General features: G+C 72.1%; 15 protein-coding genes. 7 read left to right on the top strand and 8 right to left on the bottom strand.

The window, feature by feature from the left end; translation table 11 throughout:
- Positions 1 to 12 precede the first annotated feature (12 nt).
- The 3 genes from AB0J10_RS25980 to AB0J10_RS25970 all read right to left on the bottom strand — a co-directional run bounded on the left by AB0J10_RS25980 (position 13) and on the right by AB0J10_RS25970 (position 4,801).
- Entirely contained in the window at positions 13 to 2,058 is a 2,046-nt protein-coding gene (locus AB0J10_RS25980; RefSeq protein WP_363064872.1) for a flotillin family protein, read from the bottom strand.
- A 48-nt stretch (positions 2,059 to 2,106) separates the two neighbouring features.
- Positions 2,107 to 2,712, bottom strand: a complete 606-nt coding sequence (locus AB0J10_RS25975; protein ID WP_363064871.1) for a hypothetical protein — start codon at positions 2,710 to 2,712, stop codon at positions 2,107 to 2,109.
- 385 nt (positions 2,713 to 3,097) lie between these two features.
- Positions 3,098 to 4,801 carry a multicopper oxidase family protein gene (locus tag AB0J10_RS25970; protein WP_363064870.1) on the bottom strand — a complete coding sequence of 568 codons (1,704 nt, stop codon included), beginning with the start codon at positions 4,799 to 4,801 and terminating at the stop codon, positions 3,098 to 3,100.
- 556 nt (positions 4,802 to 5,357) lie between these two features.
- Here AB0J10_RS25970 and AB0J10_RS25965 point away from each other — a divergent pair.
- Both AB0J10_RS25965 and AB0J10_RS25960 read left to right on the top strand, forming a co-directional pair.
- On the top strand, positions 5,358 to 6,251 hold the full coding sequence (locus AB0J10_RS25965; RefSeq protein WP_363064869.1) for a universal stress protein: 894 nt from the start codon (positions 5,358 to 5,360) through the stop codon (positions 6,249 to 6,251).
- 52 nt (positions 6,252 to 6,303) lie between these two features.
- The gene (locus AB0J10_RS25960; RefSeq protein ID WP_363064868.1) at positions 6,304 to 6,984 is read left to right on the top strand and encodes a hypothetical protein; all 681 of its coding nucleotides are present in this window, start codon (positions 6,304 to 6,306) and stop codon (positions 6,982 to 6,984) included.
- A gap of 132 nt (positions 6,985 to 7,116) precedes the next feature.
- Here AB0J10_RS25960 and AB0J10_RS25955 read toward each other — a convergent pair whose 3' ends face one another.
- Both AB0J10_RS25955 and AB0J10_RS25950 read right to left on the bottom strand, forming a co-directional pair.
- The gene (locus tag AB0J10_RS25955; RefSeq protein WP_363064867.1) at positions 7,117 to 7,626 is read right to left on the bottom strand and encodes a MarR family transcriptional regulator; all 510 of its coding nucleotides are present in this window, start codon (positions 7,624 to 7,626) and stop codon (positions 7,117 to 7,119) included.
- A gap of 37 nt (positions 7,627 to 7,663) precedes the next feature.
- Positions 7,664 to 8,755 carry a PP2C family protein-serine/threonine phosphatase gene (locus AB0J10_RS25950; RefSeq protein WP_363064866.1) on the bottom strand — a complete coding sequence of 364 codons (1,092 nt, stop codon included), beginning with the start codon at positions 8,753 to 8,755 and terminating at the stop codon, positions 7,664 to 7,666.
- 176 nt (positions 8,756 to 8,931) lie between these two features.
- On the opposite strand from AB0J10_RS25950, the gene AB0J10_RS25945 reads away from it, so the two are divergent.
- Positions 8,932 to 9,483, top strand: a complete 552-nt coding sequence (locus AB0J10_RS25945) for a nitroreductase family deazaflavin-dependent oxidoreductase (protein ID WP_363064865.1) — start codon at positions 8,932 to 8,934, stop codon at positions 9,481 to 9,483.
- A 383-nt stretch (positions 9,484 to 9,866) separates the two neighbouring features.
- Here the strand turns inward: AB0J10_RS25945 and AB0J10_RS25940 are convergent, their stop codons facing one another.
- Positions 9,867 to 11,027 carry a helix-turn-helix domain-containing protein gene (locus AB0J10_RS25940; protein ID WP_363064864.1) on the bottom strand — a complete coding sequence of 387 codons (1,161 nt, stop codon included), beginning with the start codon at positions 11,025 to 11,027 and terminating at the stop codon, positions 9,867 to 9,869.
- Between the two features lie 233 nt (positions 11,028 to 11,260).
- On the opposite strand from AB0J10_RS25940, the gene AB0J10_RS25935 reads away from it, so the two are divergent.
- The 4 genes from AB0J10_RS25935 to AB0J10_RS25920 all read left to right on the top strand — a co-directional run bounded on the left by AB0J10_RS25935 (position 11,261) and on the right by AB0J10_RS25920 (position 12,957).
- Entirely contained in the window at positions 11,261 to 11,503 is a 243-nt protein-coding gene (locus AB0J10_RS25935) for a DUF2180 family protein (RefSeq protein WP_363064863.1), read from the top strand.
- Between the two features lie 301 nt (positions 11,504 to 11,804).
- On the top strand, positions 11,805 to 11,954 hold the full coding sequence (locus AB0J10_RS25930) for a hypothetical protein (protein ID WP_363064862.1): 150 nt from the start codon (positions 11,805 to 11,807) through the stop codon (positions 11,952 to 11,954).
- The gene (locus AB0J10_RS25925) at positions 11,951 to 12,517 is read left to right on the top strand and encodes a PRC-barrel domain-containing protein (RefSeq protein WP_363064861.1); all 567 of its coding nucleotides are present in this window, start codon (positions 11,951 to 11,953) and stop codon (positions 12,515 to 12,517) included. The genes AB0J10_RS25930 and AB0J10_RS25925 overlap by 4 nt, the downstream gene beginning before the upstream one ends.
- A complete protein-coding gene (locus AB0J10_RS25920) occupies positions 12,514 to 12,957 on the top strand; it encodes a PRC-barrel domain-containing protein (RefSeq protein WP_363064860.1) in 444 nt (147 codons plus the stop codon). The genes AB0J10_RS25925 and AB0J10_RS25920 overlap by 4 nt, the downstream gene beginning before the upstream one ends.
- A 290-nt stretch (positions 12,958 to 13,247) precedes the next feature.
- On the opposite strand, the gene AB0J10_RS25915 is transcribed toward AB0J10_RS25920, so the two are convergent.
- A complete protein-coding gene (locus AB0J10_RS25915; protein ID WP_363064859.1) occupies positions 13,248 to 15,095 on the bottom strand; it encodes a glycoside hydrolase family 15 protein in 1,848 nt (615 codons plus the stop codon).
- A gap of 229 nt (positions 15,096 to 15,324) precedes the next feature.
- Positions 15,325 to 16,173 (bottom strand): ribonuclease BN, encoded by an 849-nt coding sequence (locus AB0J10_RS25910; protein ID WP_363064858.1) that lies wholly within the window; start codon positions 16,171 to 16,173, stop codon positions 15,325 to 15,327.
- Positions 16,174 to 16,571: the final 398 nt, after the last annotated feature.

The following is a 16,571-nucleotide window of genomic DNA, read 5'->3' as shown; positions in this document are numbered from 1 at the left end:
TTCCCTCAGCGGTCAGCTCTTCGCGGTGCCGTTCAGCGCGGTGAGCGGCGTGTCGGCGAGGCCGAGTTCACCGGCCCGCTCCAGCAGTTGCCCCAGCTGCGTGGCGGGCGCCCCGCCCGTCTTCATGAGCCGTGTCAGCAGCGCGGACACGGTCAGGTTCTGCACGTCCGCCGTCGAGACCGACGCCAGCACCTTCGTCAGGTCGTCGGTGAACGACGCGGATCCGTCCAGCCACGATCCGGCCAGGGCCCGCGCGGTCTCGGAGTGGTGGACGAAACCGTCGACGCTCTTGCCGAGGGAGATCGCCGACACCAGCCGGTCGAAGAAGACCGACTCACCGCCGACGATGTTGATGTCGGCGCTCTCCAGGCCGGTGGCGAGCACCGTGGCCTGCGCCTCGGCGACCTGGCGCTGGACGTCGAGCCCGGCGAGACGGATGTCCTTCTCCGCCTCCAGCCGCAGCCGGTACTCCTCGTGTGCACGGGAGGCCTCGTCCAGTGCCGCCATCGCGGCGGCCTTCTCGGTCAGGCCGACGGCCTCGGCCTTGAGCTTCTCGCCGATGGCGGTGGCGTCGGCGAGCGCCTTCTCGCGGGCGCCCTCCGCCTCGGCACGCAACCGGGCGGCGGTGGCCTCGGCCTCGGCGCGGCCGGCCTTCTCGATCGCGCCGGCTTCCTTCTCCCGCACCTGCACGGCTGCCAGGCCCTCGGCGGCCGTCTCGGCCTGGATGCCCTCGGCGAGACGGATCTTGGCGCGGGCGTCCATGTCGGCGGCCTTGTTGCGGGCCTCCGCGAGGGTGAGTTCCTCGGCCGCCCGGTGGACCGCGGCCTGCTCGGCGGCCTCGGCGGCCTTGATGTCCTTGACCAGCTTCTCCTGTGCCTCGGCCTCTGCCGCGATGACCACGGCCTGCCGGTTGCGCTCGGCCTCCTCCACCGCCCGGAGCCGCTTGATGGACTCCTCCTGCTCTGCGACCGTCCGGTCGACCGCGACGCGCTCGCGGATGACCTCGGCGATGTCGCGACGCTCGGCCTCGACCTCCTTCTCGGCGGAGATCCGCGTCAGTTCGGTCTCCCGGTCCCGGGCGATGACCTCCAGCAGCCGGTCCTTCTCGATGCGCTCGTTCTCGACGGCCACGACGCGTTCACGGTTCATCTTGGCGACGGCGACCTCGCGGGCCTGGTTCTCCCGCTGGACGCCGAGCTGCTCCTCGGTCTTCAGGAACGCGCTCTGCGCCCGCAGCCGCTCCTCCTCCACGACCCGTGCCGTCTCGGCCTCCTCGCGGGCCCGCACGGTCTCGATCTCGCGCTTCTGCTTGATCTCCGCGTCGGCCCGTCGGCGCTCGAGCTCCAGGATGGCCTCACGGGCGTCGACGTTCTGCCGCGTGATCTCCTTCTCCTCGTGCCGCTGGTACTCGTTGGTGCGGACGTGCTCGACGGCCGTCAGCTCGGTGATCTTCCGGATGCCCTGGGCGTCGAGGATGTTGGAGGCGTCCAGCTGGGCCAGCGGTGTCTGCTCCAGGTAGTCGATCGCCGCGTCCTCGAGGCTGTAGCCGTTCAGATCCGTCCCGATGACCTGGATGATGCGGTCCCGGAACTCGTCGCGCTTGGTGTAGAGGTCGGTGAAGTCGAGCTGCTTCCCGACCGTCTTGAGCGCCTCTGAGAACTTGGCGTTGAACAGGTCCTGGAGGGTCTCCTTGTCGCTGGCACGCGCCGTGCCGATGGCCTGGGCGACCTTGACGACGTCCTCCACCGTCTTGTTGACCCTGACGAAGAACGAGATCCTGATGTCGGCGCGGATGTTGTCCTTGCAGATGAGCCCGTCCCGGCCGGTCCGGGTGATGTCGATGGTCTTCACCGAGATGTCCATGACCTCGGCCCTGTGCAGCACCGGCAGGACGACCTGCCCGGTGAACGTCACATCCACCTTGCGCATCTTCGACACGATCAGTGCCTTGCCCTGCTCCACCTTGCGGAAGAGCCGGCTGATCGTGAAGAGCATGGCGATGACGATGAGCAGGACAACGGCGATGAGCACGCCGATGCCCACGGTTATGGCATCCATGGGAAATCCCCCGGGTGAGAGACGTGTGCTGAGGAAGAAGGTGCGGCGTCAGCCGCGGGGGTCCAGCGCGTTGTCGTACGGCGAGACCCAGAAGAACCCGCCCGCGTCGTCGTAGGCGTAGAGCAGACCCGTGCTGCCGAGCGCCAGGACGTCGCTGCCGCTCTGCCGGACCTGCACGACCGCAGTGGAGCCGTCCCCGGCGACGACCTCCGCCTGGCCGAAGTCCCCGTCCACCCGCCCCGTGCGGATGGTGCAGGTCAAGCCGATGAAGTCCTGCCGGGACGGACCCGGTTCGTCGGGGAAGAGCTTGGCCAACGGCCGCACGAGCATGCGGGTGACCCACCACGCGAGGACCAGCGAGGCCGCGAGCACGGCGACGCGCGAGAGGTGGAAGGGGAGGCCGGCCAGGCCGGCACGGGCGAGCAGGACCGAGCCGGACAGGCTGCCGAACCAGCCGAGGGCGATCAGGAGCGAGGCCGCCACCGAGACGGGCACGCCGCCCAGTCCCGCTGCGTCGGTGTCCACGTCCGTGTCGAAGCTGTCGGGGTCGGCCGCTCCGGCGAGCACCAGCAACCAGAAGCCGATGACGACCAGAAGTGCCGAGGTGAACAGCACCGCGGGGAAACCGGCGGTGGCTTGCAGGAACTCGGCCATCAGTCATCCCCCTCGTGAACGGACCGGGTGGTCGCTCGCGGCTCCTGAAGCGACAGAAGACCCTGCCTGCTTCCGGCAGCCGGCCGCATGTACTGGGGCCGAATCTCCCTTGGCCCGAAGTGATCCTGACAGTGCGTCCCATCGGTTCGCATTGCCGTACTCCGGCAATCTTTACGCCCCCTTGATGCCGCGCGGCGCACGCTGGTGGCACACAGCCCGGATCTTCGTACGCCGGAGGGTCGCAGCGGCCCCACGCGGAGGACGGGAGGACGCGAAGGGCGGGGATCCGGGAGCACGGCGGCGCGAGTCGTCACCCGCGGTCGATGCGGACCGGCGGCCCGGGGGCCGGGTGCCGTCCGGCGGAGCCCCCTGGACGGACGCTCGACTACCGGTATCCGAGCGTCGTCATCATTCCCGACTCGGAGTGATAGACGTTGTGGCAGTGCAGCATCCACCGACCGGGGTTGTCCGCGTCCAGGTCGCACACCAGCTTGCGGTGCGGCAGCACCACGGAGGTGTCCTTGCGGGCGCCGAGGGAGCCGATGCCGGCCAGGCCGTAGGTGTGGCCGTGCAGATGGACGGGATGCCACATGTCCGTCGCGTTGACGACCACCAGCCGCACCCGCTCGCCGCGTTCGACGCGGTGGATCCGATCCGGCGAGTAGGACCCGTGGTCGATGCCCCAGTCGAACCTCTCCGTACCGCCGGTCAGCGTGATCTTGAGCTGACGGTCGGGCCTGCGACGCTCCAGGGCGACCGACTCGTGAGGGCGCAGCCGTCGGGCCGACACCAGCACGTCCCGGTACAGCTCCGCCGGACGCGCTGACGGCTTCGGCGATGCGGCTCTTCCTGCGCGCAGGACCGCCATCCCCGCTCCGCGCTTGCCCTCGGCGAGCGCGGTGAACGGGAAGACCCCGCCTTTCACGGTGACCAGCGCGTCGTACCGCTCGGCCATGCCCAGGAGCAGTGAGTCCACGGTCTGGTGCTGCACGGGGAAGCCGTCGCTGTGGGTGATCGTGAGCCGATGGCCGCCGAGAGCGACCCGGAACGGCGTCTCGGCCGCCGCGTTGATGATGCGCAGCCGAATCCGTTCTCCGGGCCTGGCCCTGAACTGCGAGGGATCTGCCGAGATCCGGCCGTTGACCAGGTAGTGCGGGTAGTCGATGTCACCCGTGTGACCACCGAGGAGCTCGCTCCCCATCCGCCGGCCGGTGCCGGGGGCCCTGCCGTCGTGCGGCGAGGCGGAGGAGCCCCGGCCGCGCGGCTGCGGGCCACCGTCCCGGGCCGGCCCGTACCCGGCGTCCACACCTCCGCGCGGCGGCGAGGGACGGGAGCTTCCCTCACCCGCACCGTTCTCGTCGCGGTGGTCTTGCCGCACGCCGTGGCCCGGAGCGGGTCGGCCCTTGCGAATCCGGGCGAACACGTCGTCCGGGGACAGGCCGTCGACCCCGTCGATCCAGTCGTCCAGCACGATGACCCACTCACGGTCGTAGGAGAGCGGCTCGTCGGGGTCGTCCACGATCAGCGGTGCGTAGAGACCGCGGTCCAGTTGCAGGCCCAGATGCGGGTGGAACCAGTACGTGCCCGGGTGCGGCACGCGGAAGCGGTAGGTGAACGATCCGCCCGCCCGGATGGGCGGCTGCGTCACGTTCGGCACACCGTCCATGTCGTTGCGCACGGCGATGCCGTGCCAGTGGACCGTGGTGGGGTCCGGCAGATGGTTGTTCAGGGTCAAGCGGAGTGTGTCGCCTGCCGTGACCCGGACCTCACGTCCCGGCAGTTCCTCGTCGTAGGTCCAGGTCCTGACCGTGCGCCCGGCCCCCAGATCGATGGTTCCCGGAGTGGCCGTCAGTGTCAGCCCCCCCGACGGCCGTTCGGCGCCCGTCGCCCGTGGGGACGCGGCCGGGCCGCCGTCCGGATCCCGGGCGGAACGCGTGGGGGCCGGTCCCGGTGCCCCGTCCCGGCGTGCGGGACCGTGTGCGCCGCCCGAGCAGCCGGCGGGCAGTCCGGCTCCCGCAGCCGCGATGCCGACGCGCAGTACGGCACGACGGGACGGGGAGGTCCGGGTCGTCTGTTCCTGCCTGGACATGGCCCTCCGGTCGGTCGAACACGTGCCCAACGCGCCATGGACGGCCCCGGGTGGGGCGCGGCGCGGGAAGCCGGGCGAGCCGGTGCGCGGCCGTCGTCTCACCGCTCCACGCGGTGAGCACAGGGCCTCCTTGCGGCTTGCCGCCCGACGCGAGCGAGCCGGTCCGTGGCCGCTGCTCGGAGGCCGACATCAGCCCGGCTCCGGGAGACGGCGATCTCACCGCTCCTCGGAGGAGCGCCGCCACCCGGGAAGGATTGCATAGTGCAAAGTAATGATCCAGCAGCCTGCGGAGCTCGGGAGACGTGTCGTCCGCCGGGCGGCGGAGCGTCACCTCGACATGGCGGGCGGCCCCCGCCGCAGGGTCGGCACACGACACGGTGCCACCGCCCGCCGTCCGGCTCCCCGACGAGGCACGGGCCGTGCCACGACGTCCCGGCACCGGTTGCCGGTGCACGCCCGCTCCCGTGTGATGGAAGCGAGCCGGACGGGGCACGCGTCAGGCGCTGATCACGGAGATCCGTTCGCTCACCTAGAACGGCCGGGAGAGGAGTCGACGGTGGACGATCGCCAGGCGGCCGGACCGGTGGTGGTCGGTGCGGTCGAGGCACAGGGGCAGGAGCAGGTGGTGCTCCGTGCGGCTGAGGAGGCGGTCCGCGCCGGCACGGGGCTTCGCATCGTGCACGCCGTCGAACCGCCGTTGCCGGCCCGGTCGACCGAAGCCGGCGAGGATGGCGGAACGCATACCGATCGAGCGGAGCGCGTCATCGCCCCACTCACCGAAGCGGTCCACCGGAGGTTCCCGGATCTCGCGGTCGAGCCGGATGTCGCCTCCGGCTCCCCGGCGCCGGCGCTCGTCGACCGGTCGGCCGAGGCATCGATGATCGTCGTGGGTCACCGCGGTACGGGGGGATTCCCGCGACTGCCACTGGGATCCGTGAGTCTGCAGGTGGCCACCCACGCACACTGCCCGGTACTGGTGGTCAGGCCCCGCAGGAGAACCGAACCCGAAGCCGAACGGGTGGTGGTCGGCGTCGACGTCGACGACGTGCAGCCGCACGTGATGGAGTTCGCCCTGCGTGCGGCAGCCGCCCGTGACGCCCCGCTCGACGTCGTTCACGGATCCACTCGGCCCGACCTCCTCGGCACCGGCCCCACCGGTCCCCTTCTCGTCGGCCATGAGACACGACCGAGCGCGGCGAAGGACCTGCTGGAAGAGAGGCTCGGCCCGTACCGGTCCCGCCACCGCGACCTGGACATCCGCACGCACGTCGAGCGGACTCGGCCGGCGCACCTTCTGGTGGACTGCTCGCGCGACGCGACATTGCTGGTCGTGGGCACCCACGGCCGCACCGGCCTGCGGAGACTGATGCTCGGCTCGGTGAGCGGAGAGGTGCTGCACACCGCCCGATGCCCGGTCGTCGTGGTTCCGCCGCCGGCCGGCGGGGAGTGATGTCACCCGGGGCCGGTGTCCGCACTCCGACAGTCCTTTGCATAATGCAACCATGGAGAGCGGGAGACGGCGGGCACGGCCACGGCACAGCTACTCGATCAGCGCAGCACTGTGGGGCTCGGCCGACTACAACGGCCGGCCCCCGAGCTGGCTGGTGGCGGAGGGCATGGCGGTGGGCCTCGTGGGGTCGGCGGTCATCGCCGGGCCGGGGGTGGCGGGAACCCTCCTCGGCTCGACGGTGCTCCAGACGGGCGAGGCGGGGATGCTGGTCGCGCTGGGTCTGGCGGTCTTCCTTCTGTGCCTGCGGGCCGGCAGGGCCTTCGTGGGACCGATCGCCGTCCTCGGTGTGTGCTGGGCGGTCGCCGCACCCAAGGCCACGAACGAAGTGCTGCTGCGCTGGGGCGGCGAGGTCAGCAGCGTCGTCGTGACCTCCGTCGCGCCCGGGACGGGCGGAGTCGCGGAGAGGCACTACTGCGCGGTGCGGCACCTCGACGGCACTCCGGTCCCCGGTCGGATCTGGCGGGGCTGCACGGCGTCGACGCTGCCGGGCGACCGGATCGGGCTCGTCCACGACCCGCACGGCCGGGTGCCGCCGCGCGGAATCACCACTTCAGGTCATGGCGAGGGACCGCTGGCGGAATCGCTGGGCGTCGGCCTGGCGCTGGCGGCGCTCAGCACGGTCGCGGTGGTCCGCTCGTACCACCTGGGCCCGAAGTCTCACGCGCCCTCCTGACGAGAAACCGTGCAGACCGCCAGCCGGCCCGCCGCCGCACGCCGCGACGCGCGGCCCATTCCACTGATTCCGCTGATTCCACTGGTTCCGCCCAGGCGGAGCCGTCACGCTCGCAACCCCCGCCAACCCGAGTCAGTGGTCCGCCCAGCCCAGCGGGTACAGCACGGTGTCCGCGGACGGTACGGTCGGCTCACCGCCCGCCTCGTTGAAGTCGGTGAGCGCGTCGATCAGCGCGGCTCGCTGCGCCGGGGCCATCCGCAGCACGATCCTCTCGATCTCCCTGCGGCGCCTGCTCGTGACGTCCTCGACCAGTGCGCCGCCTTCCGCCGTGAGGCGCAGCACCGTTTCCCGGCGGTTGGCCGGGTTCGTCCGGCGGTCCGCGAGACCGGCGGCGATCAGCCGGTCGATCATGCGCATCGCCGTCGAGGGGTTGACGCCGAGCCGCTCGGCGAGCACCACGAGCTTCGCCGGCCCGTGCATGGACAACACCACCAGCAGACGGAACTGGGGCAGCGTCACCCGGTCCTCGACCGCCGCCAGGGAATGGGCCGATACGGCCACGAGCAGCCTGGACGCCGTCAGTACCGCACGCGTCACCGCGTCGACGTCGTCGACGTGCGGCACTTGCCCTCTCTCGGTCATGGCCCCTTTCTACCCTCTGCGGCCCTCGTGCCGGGGCTCACCCGTTGATCGAAGGCCTCCGGCCGCTCACATCTGCGTCGTGGTGCCGGATCAGCAACATGGCGGCGTCGTCGTGGAGCGGCCCTTCGGCGTGCGAGACCAGATCGGCGCGCAGAGCCTGCAGAGCCGACTCGGAGTCGGGGTCCTTCAGCAGTCCGCCCCGGTCCTCCAGGGGATAGAAGCGTCCCGCTCCGTCGCGCGCCTCCGAGACGCCGTCCGTGTACAGCAGGATCTGGTCGCCCGGAGTGAAGCGCTCCGAGTGGGGCTCGGGCCGGTGGCCCGCGTGCACCCCGAGGCCGAGCGGCAGAGCGGGCAGTGGCGGCTCGGCGAAGCGTACCCGTCCGTCCGGCCTCACGATCATCGGCGCGGGGTGCCCGTAGTTCAGCAGGGTCACCGTCCCTTCGTTCCCGACCTCCGCCAGCACGGCCGTCACGAACTTCTCACCTTGGAGTTCCCTGTCCGCCACCCGCTCCAGCCGGGCGCCGACGCCGGCCAGGTCAGCCTCGTCGTGGGCGGCTTCCCGGAAGGCACCCAGGACCAGCGCCGCCGTCTCGACCGCCTCCAGCCCTTTGCCCTGGACATCCCCCACGATCACGCGCACGCCGGCGGGTGACGCCACCACCTCGTACAGATCGCCGCCGATGCGCGCCTCGGCGACGGCCGAGGTGTAGGAGACCGCCACTCGCAGATGCCCGGCGCTGCGCGGCACCGGCCGCAGCAGCACGCGCTGCGCGACCTCGGCGATCGAACGGACACTGGCGAGTTCGGTTTCCCGTCGTTGCCGCATCACCGCCGCGACCAGACCGGCCACGGTCACGCCCGCCACCGACGCAAGGGCCGTCCAGCCCCGGCGACCGGTGAACATACCGTCGTAGAACCCGAGCCCCAGGCACAGGAGCATCGCCAGACCCCCGATGAGGGCGGTGCGGCGCCAGCCGCCGGCCAGCCCTGCGAACGCCGGGCCCAGGGAGACGAGGGGGAGGAATCCGACCGAGGGGCCCGCCGTCACATCGACGACGGTGACGACGGCCATCACGCCGTACGGGAGGACGGACAGCACCGATGAGCGCTGCGGTGTCACTTCGGGCATGGCTGACCCCGCGGTGTGTGAGGCGGTGCGATCGGGCTACGAGCGGGCGTCCGGCACCACCACGGACCACCGCTTGATTTAGCCTATGCAAAACTTACCCTCCCGAAGCATTTTGGGAGAGTCTCGTTACACAACCGACAGCTGCAAGGGCGGCAGCCGGAACCGGAGGGTGCCTCGTGGATCATTCGAACCCCCCACCACAGCGACCTGCTCCGCCGACGGGCTGGAAGCGGCTGGCCGCCCGGCTCCCCGTACACCTGTTCAGGATCGGGCTCGGCCCCCTGTTCGGCCGGAGGCTCCTGCTCCTCATCCACACGGGAAGGCTGAGCGGCGCCTCGCGCACCGTGGTCCTCGAGGTCGTGGACCACACACGGGCTCCCCGCTCGTGGACCGTGGCGTCCGGGTACGGCCCTTCGGCCCAGTGGTACCGGAACCTCCGGCACACTCCGCAGGCCACCATCCAGGTCGGCCGGCGCTACCACGCGGTCAACGCCCGATTCCTGCCCCCGGAGGACGCTGCCGAGGTGATGGCCAACTACGCCGAGGACCATCCCCGTACGGCCGCCCGGCTGTGCGCGTATCTGGGACTTCCCACGGACGGGACGGCGGCCGGGTACCGCCGCGCAGGGGCACTGATCCCCTTCGTCCGGCTGGAGTGCGCCCCCGCCTGCCACGGCCCACGAGCCGCGACGGGCCGGAGACCGGCGGACGACCCGACTGCCCGATGACGGCGGGCGGGGACATGCCCCCGCCCGCCCTCGCCCGACCGGCCCGGCACGCCCCGCTCACAGGCCCGGGGGATCCCACCCCGCCCTCGGGCGGCAAATCCACCACCCGTCGCGCGCGGCGCGTGGACCCGTCCTTTGCATCGTGCAATTCTTTCGGGCGGCAGCTCTCTGTCGAGGCGCGGAGACCCGCCCGTGAGGCGCGGCGGGGCATCCAGCCGGACGCTCTCGGAGAGCACGCCGCGCCCGGCTCCGGACGATCTCTCCGACTCCTCCCGAGCGAGCAGGAGGAGGTCCGGAGCCGGGCTCCGGCCGCGGACGGTCGCGTCGGCGCAGACACCCTCGACCGCGGCGACCAGGGCCTCCCCGCACTGCGGTACGGCGGCTCAGTCGGCTGACTGCAGCGGTGACTCCGGCCAGCCCAGTAGGCGCGCCCCCAGCACCGCGGTCTGCAGGACGTACCTCTGATCAGGATCGGTCGGGTCGTGCCCGGTCAGCTCCCGGATGCGGGCGATCCGGTAGCCGACGGTGCGGACCCCCACCCCCATGCGTCGCGCCGTGGTGGTGTTCCTGCAGCCTGCCGCGAAGTACGCGGTGAGGGTCTCCAGCAGCGTCTCCGGGCCGCCGCGAGCCTGTGCGAGACCCCCGAGAACGGTGATCACGAGGTCGGAGATGGCGGCGCGATCCCGGCCCAGCACCTGGAACACCAGAAGGTCCGAAGCGTTCACGACCGGGGCGACGAGGCCCAGCTGACCGGCCGTGTCCAGGGCTCGGCGCGCCTCCTGGTACGAGCGGACGATGCCACTCGGTCCCGACCGCGGTCGACTCACGGCGACTCGGCACGGCTCCGTGACCGACTCCCCTGCCTGCGCGGCGAACAACTCGGGCACCTGCGCCGCGGCTCCCGAGGCCACGCAGACGAGCAGCCCGTCCTTGGTGGTGATCAGAACGTGCTCCACCCCGAACCGGGTGGTCAGCCCGTCCTCGACATAACGTGTCGATGCCGCGCCCGCCTCGAAGGCGGTCCGCGCACGGGCGACGGCCACTCTGTGCGGCCCGGCCAGCCGGAGACCGAACCGCTCGGCCCGCTCGGCCAGCTGCCCCAACGGCGTACGGCCCTCGAGCAGGTCGTCGACGAACTCGCGCCGGCCCGCCTCCTCCCTGCGGATGGCGGCCCGGTGCGCGGTCTCGTAGCCCTCACTCAGCGCCACGGCCGAGTCGCCGAGCACACCGAGGACCACGGCCGCTCCGTCGTGGATCCCGGAGGGATCTCCTTCCCGGCCCGAGCCCGCGAGACCGGCCCGAGCGCGGCGGGCGCAGGCGAAGAAGTCGGCGAGCACGACGTGCAGCGAAGTGCCACGTTCGGCCGCGGCGGCCCCCAGCGCCCGCAGGTCCCGAATGTTCGCGTCGGTCAGTCGTCGGGTGCCGCATATCTCGGCAAGCAGCCCCGGAGGCTCTGCCGCAGCGTCACCGCGGGCGCTCTCCGGTGTCGAGGCGGCGGCTCGCTCCGCGGAACGGGAGCCGCGGGGCTCCTCATCCATCGACATACAGACATTTTGCCGAAAGGCGGCAACATGCACAGGCGCAAGACGGCCGTCCTTGTCGCGCACGCGCAGATGCTCGGCGGAGCCGCCGGGTAGGCCCCCCGGTGACGAGGCTCCGGACGGTCGCCCGGGCTCGACGAGCAGCCGAGCCGGCGCTCCCGCTGCGAACGACCGGCCGCGGCCGGGACCTCCGAGCCACGACGCACACGGGAGCAGCGAGGAAGCGAGGCAGCGGAATGAACTGCTACGAGTGCCACTCCAGAGGGCACACGACGCCGGCTGTCGCCGTGTGCCACGAGTGCGGTGTGGCCCTGTGCGGGCGGCACGTGTACCTCGACACCCAGGAAGTGCACAGGGAGGCGGGGCTCGGGAAGACGACCGGGGACGTCCCGGCGCGCTCCGTGATGTGCTCCGTGTGCCGGCAGGCCGAGCAGAGCGTGTGGCCCATGCCTGCTCCGGCACGGGAGCGCGTGACCTGAGGACACCGGTGGTGGCGCTGTCGGCATCGGAGGGGCCGGACGGCCGTCGCGGACCGTCCGACCACCGTGACACCGACTGCGTACCGCCGCGGACCATCCGCTCTCGGACGCCGTCACCGCGGCTGCGGCGTGGCGCGGGCGAGTGTGCGGGCCGTCCCGCACACCGCCGCCTGCGCAGCGCGAACCGCGGCCACGCCCGCCGGGCCGGCCAGGAACCCCCGTCGGCCGGTCGGTACGGAATCGGACCGCGGCGCTTCGGACCGAACCGCGCGCCGGGTCCTCACGACAGGAGGTGCTCCTCATGGACTGGTGGATCTGGGTGGTCATCGGGCTCGCCGTGCTGGCCGCGGCGGCGGTCTCGGTGGTGGCGGTGCAGGCGCGTCGCCGCAGCGGCGACGTCATCGCCGGCGGCACCAGGACGCGCGGTGGAAGGAGAGGCAGGCAGACATGAGCACGTACCTGCGCGCACAGGAGATCCGTGAGGAGCCGGTGGTCACACTCGCGGGTGAGGACATAGCCCAGGTCAAGGACGTCGTCTTCGACCCGATGCGAGGCACCCTCACCTGCTTCACACTCAGTGGCCGCGGACTCCTCGCCGGTCCGCTCAAACGCGCACTGCTGTGGAAGAAGGTGCACGCACTCGGCCCGGACGCGGTGATGGTCCGGGACGGGGACGCCCTGGAGGACGACGACCAGGCCGCGCGGGAGCAGATCGACGCCCCGGGCGGCGGCCGCGTCGTCGGCGCCCGCATGATGACCGAGGACGGCACCGTCCTCGGCACGATCACCGACGTCATCATCGAGACCGGCAAGGCCCCCCGAGTGATCGGGTACGAAGTCGACTCGGCCGCGCAGACGGGACGGACGGTCTTCCTGCCGGTGATCAAGCCAAGTTCCGTGTCGGAGGAATGGATGGTCGTGCCGCCGGGCACGGCCGACTTCACGGCCGGAGACGTCGTCGGCCTGCCGGCCGCCGCCGAGGGCCTTCGGCGCCGGCTCGAACAGGAGACATGATGCTGCTCAGTACCGCTCAAGGACGTACGGTGGTCGCCGTCTCGACCGCTGAGCGACTCGGGACGGTCACCGCTCTCACGCTCGCGCCGTCACCGCCGCACGTCTCGGCCGTCCGTCTCAAGACCCGCGGCCGCCACGGCCACGTCATGGCCTGGAGCAACGTGCACTCCTTCGGCAAGGACGCCTTGACCGTCCGGTCGGCGGAGGCGCTGAAACCCGAGAACGAACTCGGCTCCGAGGAGGAGGCCCACAGCAGTCACGATCCCCTCGGCAAGCCCGTGCTCGTCGAGACCGGCGAACGCATGGGAACCGTCGAGGACCTCGACTTCGACGAGACGGACGGTCGGCTCCGCGCGCTCGTCACCACGGAGGGCGAGATACCGGGCGACCGGCTCATGGGCGTCGGTGGCTACGCCGTCGTCGTCCGGCAGCCCGAATGACCCGGGAACGGGACGCCGGGTCCGTCGGGCACCGGCTCGCCCGCTCGGCCGCCCGCTCCCGGCGTCGCCGACCGACGCCTCACCGGTCCCGTGCCGAGTCCCGCTTCCCTGCCCCCCCGGGGTCGACTCGCCTCCGTACCGCGGGTTGCCCGTCCCTGCGGGGGCCCGGGCTCGGACCGGCCCCCCGCGGCGGTCCGGCCGGCTGTGGCGCGGGAGGCGAGGCCGCGCGCACGGAGGGACCGCCCGGAAGCTCCTCCAGACGCCCCGGCCCCGGCCCCGGTGAGGCAACGTCACTTGGGGGACCACGTCCGCGTGGACAGGTCGGGGCGTACCCCGCGCTGGGTACGGGCGAGCACGACGGCCGTGGACAGCAGGCCCACATGGCTGATCGCCTGCGGGAAGTTGCCGAGGAACGAACCGTCGGAGGGGTCGAGCTGCTCGGGCAGGAGCCCCAAGGGGCCGGCGTAGGAGCAGAGCCGGTCGAAGAGTTCCGTCGCCTCGTCGATGCGCCCCTGGCCGGCCAGGTTGTCGGCCATCCAGAAGCTGCACAGCAGGAAGGCTCCCTCGGGTTCGTCGATGCCGTCCGGTGAGGCCGTGGGCAGGTAGCGGTGGAGCAGACCGCCACCCGCGTCGAGGCGGTCCGCCACCGCCCGGGTGGTGGCGACCATGCGGGGGTGGTCGGCCGGTACGACCCGCCTGAGCGGAAGGGCGAGCAGGGAGGCGTCCAGACCGCCGCCGCCCAGGTGCTCGGTGAGGGCTCCTGCCTCGTCGTCCCATGCCTCGTCCAGGATCCGGGCCGCGAGCCGCCCGGCATCCCGGTTCCAGCCCGCCGCGTCGCCGGGCAGACGCAGCATGCGGGACAGGCGTGCCGCCCGGTCGAGCGCCACCTGGCACATGGCGGCCGAGTACGTGAACGGCCGACCGCGCGTTCGTACCTCCCAGATGCCGTGATCCGGGTGGTTCCACGCGGTGCGGGCCTCCTCGGCGAGGCGTTCGAGCTGTCGCCACAGTCCGGGGTCGAGCACGCCTCCCGTCGCGGCCCACTGGAACGCACAGTCGAGGATCTCGCCGTACACGTCGTGCTGCACCTGACGCGCCGCGGCGTTCCCCCAGCGCACCGGAGCGGATCCGCGATAGCCCTCCAGTGCCGCGTCCTCGACCTCGTGGGGCGGGGCATGCCCGTCCAGGTCGTAGAGGACGAGAGGACGCCCGCTCTCACGGGAGGCGGTCAGTGCCCAGTTCAGGAAGCCTTCGGCCTCCATGGGCAGTCCGATGCGCCGGAGGGCGAAGACCGCGTAGGCGGTGTCCCGGATCCACGCGTACCGGTAGTCCCAGTTCCGCGTCCCGTGAATGCGCTCCGGAAGGGAGGACGTGGGGGCGGCGATGAGCGCCCCGTTCTCCACATGGTCCAGAAGCTTGAGGGTGATCGCGGAGCGCAGTACCAGATCGGGGCGGGGTACGTCCCGCACCACGTGAGCCGCCCACCGCCTCCAGACCCGCGCGGTGTCGTCCAGGCACGGGGCGGGCCGGTCGAGACTTCCGGCGCCGTGGCGGGCCCCGTCGCCCCAGGTCAGGGAGACGGTCAGAGTTTCCCCCGGCCCGAGGGTGATCGTGCCGTCCGTACCGGACACGGGCCGGGAGAGCCGCACGTACACGGCGGGCCGGCCCGGACCTCGGAGGACCCGTGTCGGCCCGTCCGGACCGACCTCGTCGCCCCGGCGAGGGCTGAGGCGGAAACGGAGCTCGACGCTTCCGTGCGTCACGCGCGCATGCCGCAGAAGTTCCGCGCGGCCGGCCCTCGCGTCCTCCTCCAGACGCGCATCCCTCGCGAGCGGGAACGCGTCGGTGATCTCGACCGCCCCCTCCGGCCCCCGCATCTCCGTGACGAGCACACCGGTGCCGGAGACGTACCGCTGGCGGCTCTCGCTCACCCGCGCGGGCGCGAGCAGCAGTTCTCCCCCTCTTCTGTGGTCGAGCAGGGAGGCGAAGAGCGGCACCGAGTCGAAGCGCGGGACGCACATGAAACTCACCGCGCCGTCCCGGCCGACCAGGGCGCAGGTACGGCCGTCGCCGACGAGTCCGTGATCGGCGATCGGCAGGTAGCCCTGGACGCGCCTCAAGGGCCGCCACTCGTCCATGCACGGCACCTACCCAGAATGCGACCGCCAAGCGTGCGGGCCGACGGCGCGAGGAGACGCGGCCCGCAGCCGGACGATGCAGGCCGGAAGGGCCCTGCGTCTCCCGGGGCTGCACGCCGAGCAAGCCCGGACGGTCACGGACCGGGGACCCCTGAGCGTGCCGTGCGGCCCGGCCGGGCGCGAGGGGCACCGGGCCGGACGGCTGCCCGAGCAGTTGCCGCCGCCCCGGTCAGCCGTGCCGGCGCCGCGGCCTCGGCCGAGCCTCTTCGTGGAGGATCCTGCCCGTGAGCGCGCCCCCGTAGAGGACGAAGCCGACGCCGACGAACCAGGATTGGACGACCAGCATCGTTCCCACGGTGCCGTACGCGACGGCGCTCGTCACGATCAGGGGGGAGAAGACGAGGCGGGAGAAAAGGCGGAGACCGAGCAGGCCGACGGTGGTTGCGAGGGCGCCCGGCAGCAGGGCTCTCCACCCGACCCGGCTGCCGAGCAGGACTTTCTGCGAGGCCCACAGGAGCATGAGCGTGGCCAGAACGGCGCCCGCCGTCCCCAGCGGCGTCGTGATGACGTTCTCCTTGCGCAGAGGCGTGTTGGTGAACAGCAGCACGTACGCCACGACCAGGCACAGCCACAGCACGTGTCGTGCCAGCACTGCGGCGTACGAGGTACCGCCTCGTGCCGGTTCCAGCTGCCAGGCCTTCTCGTAGCCGGTCTGCACCGCCGCCGCGAACGTGACGCCGAAGAGCGCGAGAGCGGCCAGGCTGAAGCTCGTCGTCGCCCGCAGAACGCGCCGCGGAGGGGCGAACATCTGCTGGATCTCGGACTGAGCCGCCGTCGACGCGCTCAGGGCCCTGCTGAGCCAGTGCGCGAAACCGGCTGCCTGAGCCGGGTCTGCCGCCGCGAGCACGATCATCAGCGGCACCAGGGTGAGGAAGCCCATCGCGGCGAATCCGAGGGAGCGGTTCATCAGCTCCAGGTCGGAGCCCCGCTCACCCGGCCCGCCCACGACGGACTCGCGGAACCGTCGGCCGAGGCGTCGGGGCAGGGAGGCGTTCGCTCGGCCTTCGGTGGAATCCATGCGACTCGACTACCACGGTCGCCCCGCCGGCCGCCGGATCGACGCGACGCCTCCCGCCGGCAGGACGGGAGTTCCCGCGATCCCCGCGGTCGCGCCTCGGCGTGGTGCTCAGGTCTTCTCGTCAACTCAACCGAGCCGTGGTGCTGTTGTGAGCGGGACCGCCACCGCGGTCGGCCGGGGCGCGTGCGGGGGCCCGTCCACCCGCCCGTCGACCGCCGTCCGTCCGCCCGCACGGAATGCGCCCGTACCCGCTGGTTCCCACGCGGTGACGACCACGGGCACGCGGCGAGGACCACGGGTCCGACGGCCGGTCGGGCAGGTCGACGGCGGCCTGGGCAGGGCCGTTCGAAAGGATCCCCCGCCTTCGGGTGAACGCTGCGGCGGTCAGGCCCGTACTG

Source organism: Streptomyces sp. NPDC049887 (genome assembly GCF_040656535.1).
Lineage (GTDB): Bacteria > Actinomycetota > Actinomycetes > Streptomycetales > Streptomycetaceae > Streptomyces.
The sequence above is the reverse complement of the archived record's forward strand: the minus strand, read 5'-3'. Positions and strand labels throughout refer to the sequence as shown.

Excerpts from the sequence above, each read along its gene's own strand:
- AB0J10_RS25930 (WP_363064862.1), top strand. The coding sequence starts at position 11,805 with ATGGACTGGTGGATCTGGGTGGTCATCGGGCTCGCCGTGCTGGCCGCG.
- AB0J10_RS25920 (WP_363064860.1), top strand. The coding sequence starts at position 12,514 with ATGATGCTGCTCAGTACCGCTCAAGGACGTACGGTGGTCGCCGTCTCG.
- AB0J10_RS25950 (WP_363064866.1), bottom strand. The coding sequence starts at position 8,755 with ATGCCCGAAGTGACACCGCAGCGCTCATCGGTGCTGTCCGTCCTCCCG.
- AB0J10_RS25970 (WP_363064870.1), bottom strand. The coding sequence starts at position 4,801 with ATGTCCAGGCAGGAACAGACGACCCGGACCTCCCCGTCCCGTCGTGCC.
- AB0J10_RS25940 (WP_363064864.1), bottom strand. The coding sequence starts at position 11,027 with ATGTCGATGGATGAGGAGCCCCGCGGCTCCCGTTCCGCGGAGCGAGCC.
- AB0J10_RS25975 (WP_363064871.1), bottom strand. The coding sequence starts at position 2,712 with ATGGCCGAGTTCCTGCAAGCCACCGCCGGTTTCCCCGCGGTGCTGTTC.
- AB0J10_RS25955 (WP_363064867.1), bottom strand. The coding sequence starts at position 7,626 with ATGACCGAGAGAGGGCAAGTGCCGCACGTCGACGACGTCGACGCGGTG.
- AB0J10_RS25980 (WP_363064872.1), bottom strand. The coding sequence starts at position 2,058 with ATGGATGCCATAACCGTGGGCATCGGCGTGCTCATCGCCGTTGTCCTG.
- AB0J10_RS25910 (WP_363064858.1), bottom strand. The coding sequence starts at position 16,173 with ATGGATTCCACCGAAGGCCGAGCGAACGCCTCCCTGCCCCGACGCCTC.
- AB0J10_RS25925 (WP_363064861.1), top strand. The coding sequence starts at position 11,951 with ATGAGCACGTACCTGCGCGCACAGGAGATCCGTGAGGAGCCGGTGGTC.
- AB0J10_RS25960 (WP_363064868.1), top strand. The coding sequence starts at position 6,304 with ATGGAGAGCGGGAGACGGCGGGCACGGCCACGGCACAGCTACTCGATC.
- AB0J10_RS25935 (WP_363064863.1), top strand. The coding sequence starts at position 11,261 with ATGAACTGCTACGAGTGCCACTCCAGAGGGCACACGACGCCGGCTGTC.
- AB0J10_RS25915 (WP_363064859.1), bottom strand. The coding sequence starts at position 15,095 with ATGGACGAGTGGCGGCCCTTGAGGCGCGTCCAGGGCTACCTGCCGATC.